The sequence below is a fragment of the Kitasatospora sp. NPDC086801 genome (assembly GCF_044745805.1).
In the GTDB taxonomy this organism is placed as follows: Bacteria; Actinomycetota; Actinomycetes; order Streptomycetales; family Streptomycetaceae; genus Kitasatospora.
In genome coordinates this window covers 80,125-94,511 of sequence record NZ_JBIVAX010000031.1, presented here as the reverse complement: position 1 = coordinate 94,511, position 14,387 = coordinate 80,125, and the positions used below count along the sequence as shown (strand labels likewise).

The following is a 14,387-nucleotide window of genomic DNA, read 5'->3' as shown; positions in this document are numbered from 1 at the left end:
CGAGGGCGTCGAGGCGTTGCTCGGCGAGTTGGCGGAGTTGGGTGCGGGGGTGATTGTGGAGGCCTGTGACGTGGGCGATGAGGCCGCTGTCGCGGGCCTGTTCGCCCGCCACGAGATTCGCGCCGTGGTCCACACGGCGGGGGTGCTCGATGACGGTGTGATCGGTTCCCTCACTCCCGAGCGTGTTGTGGCCGTGTTGCGTCCGAAGGCGGATGCGGCGTGGAACCTCCACCGGGCGGCCGAGAACGTCGAGGCGTTTGTTCTGTTCTCATCGGTCGCCGGTACGTTCGGCAGTGCGGGGCAGGCTGCCTACGCGGCGGGCAATGCCTACCTGGACGCGTTGGCGGTCCACCGTCGTTCGCTCGGTCTGGCCGCCGTCTCGCTCGCCTGGGGTCCCTGGTCCGGCGTGGCCGGAATGACCGGCACCCTCACCGACGCCGAACGCGAGCGGATGACCCGCGCCGGCGTGCCGCCGCTCGACCCGGAGCGCGGACTGGCGCTGTTCGACGCGGTCGCCACCGGCGCCGAGCCGGCCGTCCTGCCCGTCCGGCTCGACCTGCTCGCCCTGCGGGACCGGGGTGACGTCCCCGCCCTCCTGCGAGGCCTGGTCCGGACCCCGGCGCGCCGGGCGGCCACGGCCCCCGCCACGATCGACCTGACCCGGCGGCTGTCGGGCCTGGGGGGCGACGAGCGGCGTGCGGCCGTCCTGGACCTGGTGCGCGACCAGATCGCGCTCGTGCTCGGCCACGAGGGCCGGTCGACGGTGGACCCGTCGCGGGCGTTCCAGGACCTCGGCTTCGACTCGCTGACGGCGGTCGAACTGCGCAACCGGCTCAAGTCGGTGACCGGTCTCCAGCTACCGGCCACCCTCGTGTTCGACTACCCGACCGCCCAGGCGCTCGCCGGCTTCCTGCTGGAAGGCCTGTTCGGCGCCGCGGGGACCGTGGAACTCCCGGCGGCCCTGCCCGTCCCGTCCGACGATCCGATCGTGCTCGTCGGGATGGCCTGCCGCTATCCCGGCGGCGTGGCGTCACCGGAGGACCTGTGGCGCCTGGTGGCCGACGGCGTGGACGCGGTGTCGGAGTTCCCGGCCGACCGTGGCTGGGACGCCGAGACCCTCTACAACCCGGACCCGGACCACAGCGGCACGTCCTACACCCGGACGGGCGGATTCCTGCGGGAGGCAGCGGCGTTCGACGCGGCGTTCTTCGGGATGAGTCCGCGCGAGGCGCTGGCGACGGACGCGCAGCAGCGCCTGCTGCTGGAGACCTCGTGGGAGGCCTTCGAGCGCGCCGACATCGACCCGGTGACGCTGCGCGGCAGCCGGACGGGCGTCTTCGCGGGCGTGATGTACGCCGACTACGCGAGCCTGCTCGGCGGTGGTGAGTTCGAGGGCCACCAGGGCAGCGGCAGCGCGGGCAGCGTGGCCTCGGGCCGCGTCTCCTACGCCCTCGGCCTCGAAGGCCCGGCGGTCACGGTCGACACGGCCTGCTCCTCGTCCCTCGTCGCGATGCACCTGGCCGCGCAGGCCCTGCGCAGCGGCGAGTGCACGCTGGCCCTGGCCGGCGGCGTGACGGTGATGTCCACCCCGGCGACGTTCGTCGAGTTCTCCCGGCAGCGCGGCCTCGCCGCGGACGGCCGCAGCAAGGCCTTCGCCGAGGCGGCGGACGGCGTGGGCTGGGGCGAGGGCGTCGGCATGGTGGTGTTGGAACGGCTGTCGGACGCCCGTCGCAACGGGCACCGGGTGCTGGCGGTCCTGCGCGGCAGCGCGGTGAACCAGGACGGTGCGTCGAACGGTCTGACGGCGCCCAACGGCCCGTCCCAGCAGCGGGTGATCCGGCAGGCGCTGGCGAGTGCCGGGCTGTCGACCGCCGACGTCGACGCCGTTGAGGCCCACGGCACCGGGACGACGCTGGGCGACCCGATCGAGGCGCAGGCGCTGCTCGCGACGTACGGGCAGGACCGTGAACTGCCGTTGCTGCTGGGCTCGATCAAGTCGAACATCGGCCACTCCCAAGCGGCGGCCGGCGTGGCCGGCGTGATCAAGATGGTGCTGGCGATGCAGCACGGGCTGCTGCCGCGCACGCTGCACGTGGATGCGCCCTCGTCGCACGTCGACTGGACGGCCGGCGCGGTCGAGCTGCTCACCGAGCGCACCGACTGGCCGGTCACCGACCATCCGCGCCGTGCGGGCGTGTCGTCCTTCGGGATCAGCGGTACCAACGCCCACGTCATCCTTGAGCTGCCCGAGTCGGCGGTGCCGGAGAGCGAGGCCACACCCGGCCTGGTGCCGTGGGTTGTGTCCACCAAGTCCGAGGTGGCACTGGACGCGCAGCTCGCGCGGCTCGCGGATGCCGAGGAACTACCCTCCGCAGACGTGGCGTTCACCTTGGCCGGGCGGTCGGCGCTGCCGCACCGCACGGTGCTCGTGGACGGCGTGGAGGTGGCCCGAGGGGTCGCGGCCGACGGCAGGACGGCGTTCCTGTTCTCCGGTCAGGGCTCGCAACGCCTCGGCATGGGGCGGGAGTTGTACGGCCGCTTCCCGGTGTTCGCTCGGGCCTTCGACGAGGTGTGCGCCGTGCTGGAGCTGCCGGTTCGGGAGGTCGTGTGGGGCGCGGACGAGGAGCTGCTGAACCAGACCGGGTACGCCCAGGCAGGGTTGTTCGCCGTCGAGGTGGCCCTGTACCGGCTCGTCGAATCCCTCGGCGTGCGGCCGGAGTTCGTCGCGGGCCACTCGATCGGGGAGGTCGCGGCGGCGCACGTCGCCGGGGTGTTCAGCCTGGCCGACGCCTGCGCCCTGGTCGCTGCTCGCGGCCGCCTCATGCAGGCGCTGCCGTCCGGCGGCGCGATGCTGGCCGTGCAGGTGACGGAGGGCGAAGTCCTGCCGCTGCTGGGCGACTTCGTGTCGATCGCGGCCGTCAACGGTCCGACCTCCGTCGTCGTCTCGGGCGCGGAGGAGGCCGTCGCGGCGATCGAGGCGCACTTCGCCGACCGGCGGACCACGCGGCTGCGGGTCTCGCACGCGTTCCATTCGCCGCTGATGGATCCGATCCTGGAGGACTTCCGGGAGGTCCTCAACGGGCTGAGCTACAACGCCCCTTCGGTCCCGCTGGTCTCCAACCTCACCGGTGAACTCGGCGACGAGGACCTCTGCACCCCCGACTACTGGGTGCGCCACGTCCGCGAGGCCGTCCGCTTCGCCGACGGCGTCCGCACCCTCCACGAGGCCGGCGTCCGCCGCTTCCTCGAACTCGGCCCCGACGCCGTCCTCACCGCCCTCACCGCGAGCGCGCTGCCCGACGACGCCGACACCGTGGCCACTCCCGCGCTCCGTAAGGACCGCCCCGAGGAGGCGAGCCTCCTCCAAGCCCTCGCGAGCCTGCACGTCCACGGCGCGAAGGTCGAATGGCGGGCGCTGCTCGCCGGAGCGGGCCGGCACCGCGCCGAGCTCCCGACCTACCCGTTCGAGCACCGGGACTACTGGCCGACCGGCCTGCCCGCCGGCCGCGGCGCCGAGTCCGCCGGGCTCAGGAACGCCGAGCACCCGCTGCTCACCGGCTCGCTGGAGCTGGCCGACAGCGACGGCCTCCTGTTCACCGGCCGGATGTCGGCACGGTCCCACCCGTGGGCGGCGGACCACGTCGTCATGGGTTCGGTGCTGGTGCCGGGCACGGCGCTGGTCGAGCTGGCCGTGCGCGCGGGCGACGAGGTCGGCTGCGACATCGTCGAGGAGCTGACGCTCGCGGCGCCGCTGGTCCTTCCGGGGACGGACGCCGTGCAGCTCCAGGTGGCGGTCGGGGCGCCGGACGACGCGGGCCGCCGGCCCGTGACCGTGCACTCCCGGTCCACGGCCGGGGGCCCGCACCCGTGGACCCTGCACGCGAGCGGCGTGCTGGGCACGGGCGCGGCGCCGGCTGCGTTCGACGCCTCGGTGTGGCCGCCGGCCGACGCCGAGCGGGTCGACCTGACCGGTCTCTACGACGGCCTGGCGGAGGCCGGGTTCGGGTACGGCCCGGCGTTCCAGGGACTCCGAGCGGTCTGGCGCCGCGGGGAGGAGCTCTTCGCGGACGTCTGCCTGCCCGAGGGCGTCGAGGGCGGCGCCTACGGCCTCCACCCGGCCCTGTTCGACGCCTGCCTGCACACGCTCGCCGTGGGCGGCGGGCTCGGGGAGGGCGGCGCCGGGGTGCCGTTCGCGTGGGAGGACGTCGCGCTGCACGCCTCGGGGGCGTCCGCGCTACGGGTCCGGCTGGCGCCGTCGGCGTCCGGCGGGCTGGCGCTCGCCGCGGCCGATGCGCAGGGCCGGCCGGTGGCGTCGGTGGGCTCGCTCACCGTCCGGCCGGTCGTCGCCGAGCAGCTCGGGGCTTCCGCCCGCCCGGCCGGCCACGACGCGCTGTTCCGCCTCGGCTGGATCCCGGTGCAGGCGCCCGCCGACGCGGACGTGGCGTTCGTCGCCGTCGAGCCGAACGCGCAGGCGCTGGCCGAGCTCGCCGCACGGTCCGACGTGCCGCCGGTGGTCGTGGCCGAACTCCCCGCCGGCGGAGCCGAGTCGGTGCACGCCCGGGTGGCTTCCGTTCTGGACCTGGTCCAGATGTGGCTCTCGCACGAGGGGTTCGCCGCCTCGCGCCTGGTGTTCGTCACGCGGGGCGCGGTGTCCGGCGCCGACCTCGCCGGCGCCGCGGCCTGGGGCCTGGTGCGCTCGGCGGCGTCGGAGGAGCCGGGCCGGTTCGGCCTGCTCGACCTCGCCACCGCCGAGACCGGGCTGATGCCCGAGGCCCTGACCGTCGACGAGCCGCAACTGCTCATGCGCGACGGAGGGTTGTTCGCCGCCCGCCTCGCACGGGAGGAGCTCGTGATCGGGGCGCCGAGCTGGCCGGACGAGGGCGCGGTGCTGATCACCGGCGGCACCGGCGGCCTGGGCCGCCTGGTGGCCCGGCACCTCGCCGCCGAGCACGGCGTGCGGAGCCTGGTCCTGGTCAGCCGCAGCGGTGCCGCTGCCGACGGTGTGGCCCAGTTGGTCGCCGAACTCGCCGGGCTCGGCGCGGAGACGGCCGTCGAGGCCTGCGACGTGGCCGACGAGGCCGCCGTCACCGGGCTGTTCGCCCGCCACGACGTCCGCGCGGTGGTGCACACCGCGGGTGTCCTGGACGACGGGACGATCGGCTCGCTCACGCCCGAGCGGATCGGCGCCGTCCTGCGCCCGAAGGCGGACGCGGCGTGGAACCTCCACCGGGCCGCCGAAGGTCTCGACCTCACCGCTTTCGTCCTGTTCTCCTCGGCGGCCGGTACGCTCGGCAACCCCGGTCAGGGCAACTACGCCGCCGCCAACGCCTTCCTGGACGCACTCGCCCGCCACCGCCGCTCCCTCGGCCTGCCCGCCGTCTCGCTGGCGTGGGGCCCGTGGACCGGCACCGGCGGCATGACCGGCACCCTCACCGACGCCGAGGCCGAGCGCCTGGCCCGGGCCGGGACACCGCCGCTCACGCCGGAGCTGGGGCTCGCGCTGTTCGACGCGGCCACGGTCGGCGCGGAGCCCGCCGTCCTGCCGCTGCGGCTGGACTCGGCGGTCCTCCGGAAGCGTGGGGAGATCCCGCCGCTCCTGCGCGGCCTGGTGCGCGTGCCGGTGCGGCGCGGCTCGGTCGCGGGCGGTGGGGCGGGCGGCGGCGCCGAGTTCGTACGGCGGCTGTCCGAGCTGTCGGGGGCCGAGCGGCGAGAGGCGCTGCTGGAGGCGGTCCGCCGGCAGGTGGCCGCGGTCCTCGGCCACACCGAGGCGTCCGGGGTGGACCAGCAGCGGGCCTTCCAGGACCTCGGGCTGGACTCGCTGACGGCGGTCGAGCTGCGCAACCGCCTGGGTGGGCTGGTGGGCCTGCGCCTCCCGGCCACCCTGGTCTTCGACCACCCGACGGTGGCTGAGCTGGCGGACCACCTGTTCGAGCGGCTCGGTCTGGAGCCCGAGCCCACCGTGGGCGCGGCCGTGCTGCTGGCCGAACTCGACCGCTTGGAGCAGGCGTTCGGGACGACCGAGGTGGACGGATCGGACGAGCCGCTGTTCGACCAGGTGTCCGCCCGCCTGGAGGTGCTGCGCTCGAAGTGGCTGGCCGCCCGGAGCGCCGCTGCCGCCGACGGACTCTCGGGCACCGGGGCCTTCGACTTCGAGTCGGCCTCGGACGACGAGGTGTTCGACCTCCTGGACAACGAACTGGGCCTGTCCGACTGACGGCCCGACCCGCCACCCGCTTCGCCCCGACCCGCCCAGACCCGCTTCGCCCCGTCCCGCCCCTCCCCGGGTCGCGGGAGCCCGGACCCTGGGCTCCCGCGAGGCCCTGTCCGCGGTCCCGACCATCGGCGCCGGGGCGAGACCCACCCTTTCCGACACCAGTTCTGGACACTCTCCTAGCCTCCCCGGCCGCACAGTTGGCGGCATGGTGCGGCCGAGGGCGCCGCACCACGGGCCGGGAGGCGACGGATGAAGACGATGGTGCTCGGGGACCTGCTCGACGAGGCGGTGCTGATACTTCGGAGCACGGACGCGCGGCAGGAGGCGGAGGAACTTGCCGCCCGGGTGCTCGGAGTGGAGCCGACCGGGCTGGACCCGCGCAGGGACGTCGACGGCAGATCGGTACGGCGGCTGCGGGATCTGGTGGGCAGAAGGGCCGACGGCGTGCCGCTCGGTCACCTGACCGGGCGGGCCGTGTTCGCCGGCCTCGAACTCCTCGTCGGGCCTGGCGTGTTCGTGCCGCGGGTGCACAGCGAGCTGGTGCTGGCGGCCGGCCTGGAGGCCCTCGCGGGCACCGCCGGGCCGACGGTGGTCGACCTGTGCGCCGGCTCCGGCGCGATCGGGCTGGCCCTCGCGCACACCCGGCCGGACGCCCGGGTGCACGCGGTCGAGTTCGACCCGGTCGCCGCGGACTTCGCCCGCCGCAACGCGGCCCGTCGCGCCGCGCTCGGGGACACCGAGATCTCCGTCCACGAGGGCGTGGCGGGCCGGGCGGGCGCGCTGACCGGGCTGGCGGGCGAGGCGGACCTGGTGCTCGCGAACCCGCCGTTCATGCCGGACGCGGCCGACGTGCCGGACGAGTTCGGCCGCTACCAGCCCCGCCAGGCCGTGTTCGGCGGAGCCGACGGCCTGCGGGTCGTCCACCAGGTGGTGGAGGCGGCGGCGGGGCTGCTGCGGCCGGGCGGCACGCTGGTCGTCGAGCACGGCCACCTGCACGGCGCGACGGTTCCGGCGTTGCTACGGGAGTCCGGCTGTTTCACCGAGGTGTCCTGCCGGCCCGACCACGAGGGCTGGCCGCTGTACTCGACGGCCGTCCGTACCGGGGCCGGCGCCCCTTCCTCCTGACCGGCAGACGGCCGGGCCCCCTTCCGCGGATACGGAAGGGGGCCCGGCCGGTCGTGTTCAGCGGGGTGTCAAAGGCCGCCGGAAACCGGCCACCGCGAGCCACGCGCCGACCCCTGCCACCGCCGCGCCGAGCAGCAGCGCCGGAACGGCGGTGGCCGTTCCGGGCAGGCCGAGGGCGAGGGCGCGGGTGGAGTCGATGGCGTACGTGAGCGGGTTGACGTGGGCGACGGCGGCCAGCCAGTCCGGGAGGTCGGCGGTCGGGACGTAGGCGCTGGAGGCGAACATCAGGGGCAGCACGGCGATGATCGCGAGGTTCTGAATGGGCTCGGCGCGGCGCAGCCAGGCCGCCGCCGCGATGAACAGCCAGCCGAGTGCCCAGCTCATGAACAGCGTCAGCCCGATCGAGGCGGCGACCGCGCCGGCCCCGCCGCGCGGGTGGTAGCCGAGTGCGAGGGTGCCGAGCGCCAGGATGATCACGGCCTGGACGGCGGCGCGCACGAGTGTGGTGAGGCTGCGGGCGACGAGCAGGGAGCTCGGCGCGACGGGCAGGCATCGCAGGCGGGCGACGATGCCGTTCTGGAGGTCCTCGACGAGGCCCACCCCGGACTGGACGGCGGACTGCACCGCGTTGTCGACGAGGACGGCGGGCAGGACGAAGTCCAGGTACGTGACGTCCGGCGGGAAGTGCGGTGGGAGTCCCATCCGGCTGAACACCTGGGAGAGCACCACGAGCGTGATGACGGGCTGGAGCAGGCCGAAGAGCAGCACCGCCGGGTCGGTCACGAGCGCGCGCAGCGACCGGCCGGTGAGGATGCGGACCTGGGTGAGCCGCGAACTGCCGTGCCAGGTGGGCGCGGTGGCCACCGGGGTGCGGGGCGGTCGGCCGGCGTCGAGCGTGCTGGTCACCGAGCGGGTCCTTCCGGGCTGTCGGGGCGGTGGGCCAGGGCGAGGTAGACGTCGTCCAGGCCGGGTTCGCCGAACGTGAGCTCGGCGGCCTCTAGCCCGACCCCGTCGAGCGCGCGGACGACGACGGCGATGTCGCGGGTGGCCTCGATGGGGACGACGAGGGCGGCGCCCTCGCGGCCGGTGACCGGGGCGAGCCCGGCACGGCGCAGTGCCTCGGCGGCCCGCTCGGAGTCGTTCCCGGGGTCACTCCCGGCAGGCCCGTCGAGGACTACGGTGACGGTGCGCCGGCCGACCCGGGCCTTGAGCTCGGCGGGGGTGCCGTGGGCGACGACGGCGCCGTCGGAGAGCACGGTGATGGCGTCGGCGAGCCGATCGGCCTCGTCGAGGTACTGGGTGGTGAGCAGGACGGTGGTGCCCTCGGCGACGAGGCCTTCGACGATCTCCCAGAGACCGAGCCGGCTCACCGGGTCGAGCCCGGTGGTCGGCTCGTCGAGGAACACCACCTCGGGCCGGCCGACCAGACTCGCGGCGAGGTCGAGGCGGCGGCGCAGGCCGCCGGAGTAACCGCGGGCGGGCCGGTCGGCCACGTGACCGAGGCCGAACAGGTCGAGGAGGTCGTCGGCGCGGCTCCGGGCGGCGCGGCGCCCGGCGCCCAGCAGCCCGGCGAGCAGGAGGAGGTTGTCGCGCCCGCTGAGCCGCCCGTCGACGGTGGCGTACTGGCCGGTGAGGCCGATCCGGCGGCGGACCTCGGCGGGGCGGTGCCGGACGTCGAACCCGGCGACGCTGGCCCGGCCGGTGGTGGGCGCGAGGGCGGTGGTGAGGACGCCGACGAGGGTGGTCTTGCCGGCGCCGTTGTGGCCGAGCAGGGCGAGCACGGTGCCGCGGGGGACGGCGAGGCTGACCGAGTCGAGCGCGCGGACGGTGCCGAAGGTCATGCCGACGTCGACCGCCTCGATCACGAGGTCGTCGTCGGCCCCGGCGGGCGGGGGCGGGGGCGGGGCGGTGCGGGCAGGCATGGTCTGGTCTCCGTACGGGGGTTCGGCGAGCGTCGAAGGGGGGCGGCCGGTGTCAGTCGACGGCGTCCATCAGGCGGAACAGCTCCTCGTCGGTGGCCGTGTCGAGGTCGGGGCCGGGGCGGGCCGGGCCGGCGGTTGCGGCGCAGCGCCGGGCGAGGTCGCGCAGCCGGGTGGCGGTGGCCGGATCGAGGGCGGTGCCGGTGGCGAGCAGTGCGGCGAGCCGGTCGACCAGGTAGGCGGCGGTGGGCTCCGGCGCGGCCCCCCGGTCGAGGTGGGCGCCGAGGGCGAGGACGACGGCGGCCGGGGACGGGTGGTCGAAGACGAGGGTCGCGGGAAGGGGGGCGCCGCTGGCGGCGGCGATGCGTTCGCGCAGTTCGATCGCGTTGACGGAGTTGACGCCGAGGTCGGAGAACGCGTGGGCGGCGTCGAGGTCGTCGGCGCCGCGCCCGAGGACGGCGGCGGTCTCGGCGAGGACGAGCTGGAGGAGGAGGGCGTCGCGCTCCTCGGGGCTCGCCGCGGCGAACCGCTCGGCGCCGGGGGCCGGCGGTCCGTCGAGGGCCGGCATGACCCCGGGCGTGGAAGCGGCCGGCGCGAGCCAGTACGTCTGCCGCTGGAACGGGTACGTCGGGAGCGGCACGGGCCGGGCGCCGGGCAGGACGGCGTCCCAGTCCACGGGTGCGCCGTGCAGGTGGAGGCGCCCGGCGGCGGCGAGCAGCGCCCGCGTCTCGTCCGCCTGGTCCGCCGAGCCGGTCGCGATGACGGCGGCCGACGGTCCGGCCTCCCCGGCGGCCAGGCACTCGCCGAGCACGGGCGCGAGCGCGGCGGCGGGTCCGAGTTCGAGGTAGGCGTCGACGCGCTCCCCGCGCAGCTGCTCGACGGCGTCCCGGAACCGGACCGGTTCCCGGGCCTGGCGCACCCAGTGGCCGGGGTCGCGGGCCTCGGCGGCGGTCAGCGGGCGGCCGGTGACGCCGGAGACCAGCGGCACGGCGGGCGCGGCGAACGACAGGCCGTCGAGGACTCCGCGGAACTCCGCCAGCATCGGCTCTAGCAGCGGTGAGTGGAACGCGTGCGACACGCGTAGCCTCGTCGTCCGCCGGTCTGCGAAGTGCGCCTCGATCGCCGCGACGGCGTCCTCGGTGCCCGAGACGACGACGGACGACGGCCCGTTCACCGCCGCGAGCGAGACGAACTCGCCCAGCAAAGGCCGCACTTCGTCCTCCTCCGCCCGGACGGCGAGCATCGCGCCCCCGGCCGGGAGGGACTGCATGAGCCGTCCCCGGGCGGCGACCAGCGCGCACGCGTCCGTCAGCGACAGGACCCCGGCCACGTGCGCGGCGGCGATCTCGCCGACCGAGTGCCCGGCCAGCAGGTCGGGCCGTACGCCCCAGGACTCCAGCAGTCGGTGGAGGGCGACCTCGTGGGCGAAGAGCGCGGGCTGCGCGAACTCCGTCCGGTCGAGGAGCGGTTCGGGATGCCCGTGCCCGTCGTCGTCCCACAGGACGGAGCGCAGCGGCCGTGCCAGCAGCGGGTCGAGACCGGCCCACATCTCGTCCAGCGCAGCCGCGAACTCCGGGAAGGCATCGGCGAGTTCACGACCCATCCCGGGCCGCTGGCTGCCCTGCCCGGCGAACACGAAGGCGAGCCGCCCGCCGCGGTCGCGCCGGCCCGCCGCCGGAACAACCGGTGAGGGCTTCCCGGCGGCGAACTGCCGTAGTGCGCTGACGAGTTCGCCCCGCTCGGCGCCGACCAGCAGCGCCCGGTGGCGGTGGACGGCCCTGGTGGTGGCGAGCGCATGGGCGAGATCGGACAGGGCGTACGAGGACCGGGTGGCGACGTGCTCGGCCAGCCGCCCGGCCTGGGCCCGCAGAGCGGGCTCGCTGTGGGCCGAGAGCACCAGCGGCACCGGCCCGCCGGAGGAACCGCCGACAGCCGTGGGCACCGCCGGTGCCTCCTCCAGCACGACGTGCGCGTTGGTCCCGCTGATCCCGAACGACGACACGCCGGCCCGCCGCGCCCGCCCGTCCTCCCGGGGCCACGGCTGCGCCTCGGTCAGCAGCCGGGCTGCGCCGGAGGACCAGTCCACCCGGGTGGTCGGCCCGGTGACGTGCAGGGTCCTCGGCAGGAGGCCGTGCCGCAGCGCCTGCACCGTCTTGATCACCCCGGCCACGCCGGCCGCCGCCTGGGCGTGCCCGATGTTCGACTTGACGGACCCCAGCCACAGCGGCCGGTCCGCCGGGCGCGCGCCGCCGTGGACGGCGAGCAGCGCCAGCGCCTCGATCGGGTCGCCGAGAGGGGTTCCGGTGCCGTGCGCCTCGACGGCGTCGACGTCGCCGGGGGCGAGCCCCGCGTCGGCGAGCGCGCGCCGGATCACCCGCTGCTGCGCGGGGCCGTTGGGCGCGGTGATGCCGTTCGAGGCGCCGTCCTGGTTGACCGCCGAGCCGCGTACGACGGCGAGCACCGGGTGCCCGTTGCGCCGTGCGTCGCTCAGCCGTTCCAGGACGAGCAGGCCCGCGCCCTCGGCCCAGGCGGCGCCGTCGGCGTCGTCCGAGAAGGCCTTGCAGCGGCCGTCGGGGGCGAGGCCGCGCAGCCGGGAGAACTCGACGAACGACCCCGGCGTGGCCATCACCGCGACGCCGCCGGCCAGGGCGAGCGAGGACTCGCCCGAGCGCAGCGAGCGGCAGGCGAGGTGGAGGGCGACGAGCGAGGAGGAACACGCGGTGTCGACGGTGAGCGCCGGGCCCTCCAGCCCGAAGGTGTACGAGATCCGCCCGGCCAGGGCGCTGCCGGCCGTGCCGATCCCGAGCAGTCCCTCCAGCTCGGCCGGGGCGGTGGTGCCGTAGTCGTGGTACATCGCGCCGGTGAAGACGCCGGTGCGGCTGCCGCGCAGCCCGGTCGGGTCGATGCCGGCGTGCTCCAGCGCCTCCCAGGCGGTCTCCAGGAGCAGCCGCTGCTGCGGGTCGGCGGCCAGGGCCTCGCGCGGGGAGAAACCGAAGAAGGCGGCGTCGAACTGCCCTGCGCCGTCCAGGAATCCGCCCCGGCGGACGTAGGACGTCCCGGGGTGCTCGGGGTCGTCGTGGAAGAGGCCTTCGAGGTCCCACCCGCGGTCGGCGGGGAACGCGGAGGCGGCGTGGACGCCGTCGGCGACGAGTGTCCAGAGGTCGTCGGGGGAGGAGACCCCGCCCGGCAGGCGGCAGGCCATCCCGACGATCGCGACCGGCTCGTCGGAGGCGTCGTCCGGGCCCTCGTCCGGTCGGTCCGGCGCCGCGCCCGACAGCAGGGACGCGACGGCGGCCGGGGTGGGGTGGTCGAAGCCGAGGCTCACCGGCAGCGGACGGCCGGTCGCCTCCGCCAGCAGGTTGCGCAGCCGGATGGTGCGCACCGAGTCCAGCCCGTACGCGCGGAACGCCGTGTCGGCGCCGATCGGTTCGTCGTCCGGACCGCGGTCCATGACCTCGGCCGCGCACGAGCGCACGAGGTCCAGCGCGTCGCCGTGGTCGAGTGCGGACGGACCGGGGACGAACGCCTCCTGGGCCACCAGCTCCTCCAGCGACCGCCGGTGCAGCTTCCCGGCCGGGGTGCGCGGGAGGTCGTCGACGGTCACCAGCTCCAGCGGCATCTTGTACTCGGCGACCTCGCGCTCCCGCAGGAAGCCGGTCACGGCCCGCAGACCGATCGCCGGGTCCGCCGCGCGGGTGAGCACCAGGCACGGGATCTCGCCGAGGCGCGCGTCCGCCCGTCCGACCACCGCGAGCGGGCCGATGCCCGGCATCGCCGCCAGGAGCTCCTGGACCTCTGTCGCGTCGAACTTCCGCCCGCCCACGTTGATCAGCTCCGCCGCGCGCCCGTGGAAGCGCAGCAGCCCGTCCTCCCCGAGGCTCGCCCGGTCGCCCGTGCGCAGCCAGCCGTCCGGCGTGATCGCCGCGCGGGTCAGCTCGGGATCCCGGTAGTAGCCGCGGAACATGCTCGGGCTGCGGTACTGGAGGTCGCCGGGCGCGCCCGGGAGCAGCTCGCGCCCGTCCTCGCCGACGATCCGCACCCGCGCCCCACTGGTCGGCCGGCCCACGCTGCGCACCGCGGCCCCGTCCGGGTCGGCCGGTGAGGTGCGGGTGCCGGTGCCCAGTTCGGACATGCCCCACACCACCACCAGCTCGCCGCCGAGCGCCGCCCGCACGTCCGCGGCGAGCGCGGCGGGGATCGCCGCCCCGGCGGTGCGCACCTGGTGCGGCCGGAATCCGGCGGGCCGTCCGTTGCGGGCCAGCGCACCGACGATGTCGTGCAGCTGCGCCGGGACGGCGAAGACCGCGCTGGGTGCGGTGCGCCGGGCCAGCGCGAGGAAGCGCTCGGGATCCCAGCCGCGCAGCAGGACCTGTCGGCAGGCCCGGAACAGCGCGGTGTGCAAGGACTGCAGGCCGAACAGGTGGGTGAGCGGGCAGGCCGTCAGGATCGCGTCGGCGAAGGCCGCGCCGCCTTCCTCGGCGACGGGGGCGGTGTTGGAGAGCAGCCCGTCGTGGCTGTGCAGGCAGATCTTGGGCCGCGCCGAGGTGGTGCCGGAGGAGGGGAGCAGGACCAGCGGCTGGTCCGGTACGACCTCGACCGGGTGCGGCTCCCGGCCCGCGTGGTCGGCCATCGTCCGGGCCAGGGAGCGGACCCCGCGCGGCAGCCCGTCCGGATCCCCCGCGACCAGGACCGCCCGCAGGGACGGTACGGCCGCCGACAGCTCGCGGGCGGTGGCCACCGCCTCGGGCGCGAACACGGCCGCCACCGGGTCCACCCGGCCCAGCAGCGCCCGCACGTCGGCGGCGCCGTACCCGGCGTGCACCGGCAGCATGACCGCGCCGACGGCGGCGACGGCCAGGTGAGCGGTCGGGTACTCCCAGCGGTTCGGCAGCTGGACCGCGACCACCTCACCCGGGCCCACGCCCAGCTCCTGGAGCGCCCGGGCCAGCGACGCCACTTCCGCCCGCCACTGACGCCAGGTCAGCTCGCGATCGCCGTCGACCAGCGCGACGGCGTCGGGGGCGCGCCGTACGGCCGCCGCGAACACCCCGGGCAGGGTGTGACCGCCCAGCGCTCCGGGGGCCCCGGAGGCCGGTTCGATCGTGTAGTCATCGCTGTGGACGGACACC

Annotated in this window: 5 protein-coding genes; 2 read left to right on the top strand and 3 right to left on the bottom strand. The window is 75.9% G+C overall.

The features are described from left to right. The coding region (locus ACIPLC_RS27360; RefSeq protein ID WP_400475667.1) for an SDR family NAD(P)-dependent oxidoreductase at positions 1 to 6,214 on the top strand (6,214 nt) is incomplete at its 5' end. 249 nt (positions 6,215 to 6,463) lie between these two features. After that, the gene (locus ACIPLC_RS27355; protein WP_400475666.1) at positions 6,464 to 7,339 is read left to right on the top strand and encodes a N5-glutamine methyltransferase family protein; all 876 of its coding nucleotides are present in this window, start codon (positions 6,464 to 6,466) and stop codon (positions 7,337 to 7,339) included. Between the two features lie 57 nt (positions 7,340 to 7,396). On the opposite strand, the gene ACIPLC_RS27350 is transcribed toward ACIPLC_RS27355, so the two are convergent. Genes ACIPLC_RS27350 through ACIPLC_RS27340 form a run of 3 tightly spaced genes read right to left on the bottom strand, consistent with a single transcriptional unit; the run spans position 7,397 to position 14,386 of the window. Next, positions 7,397 to 8,245 (bottom strand): ABC transporter permease, encoded by an 849-nt coding sequence (locus ACIPLC_RS27350; RefSeq protein WP_400475665.1) that lies wholly within the window; start codon positions 8,243 to 8,245, stop codon positions 7,397 to 7,399. Continuing rightward, positions 8,242 to 9,261, bottom strand: coding sequence for an ATP-binding cassette domain-containing protein (locus ACIPLC_RS27345; RefSeq protein ID WP_400475664.1), 1,020 nt, complete (start codon positions 9,259 to 9,261; stop codon positions 8,242 to 8,244). Before ACIPLC_RS27345 ends, ACIPLC_RS27350 begins: the two co-directional genes overlap by 4 nt. Positions 9,262 to 9,313: 52 nt before the next feature. After that, positions 9,314 to 14,386, bottom strand: coding sequence for a beta-ketoacyl synthase N-terminal-like domain-containing protein (locus ACIPLC_RS27340; RefSeq protein ID WP_400475663.1), 5,073 nt, complete (start codon positions 14,384 to 14,386; stop codon positions 9,314 to 9,316). Position 14,387: the final 1 nt, after the last annotated feature.

Excerpts from the sequence above, each read along its gene's own strand:
- ACIPLC_RS27355 (WP_400475666.1), top strand. The coding sequence starts at position 6,464 with ATGAAGACGATGGTGCTCGGGGACCTGCTCGACGAGGCGGTGCTGATA.
- ACIPLC_RS27345 (WP_400475664.1), bottom strand. The coding sequence starts at position 9,261 with ATGCCTGCCCGCACCGCCCCGCCCCCGCCCCCGCCCGCCGGGGCCGAC.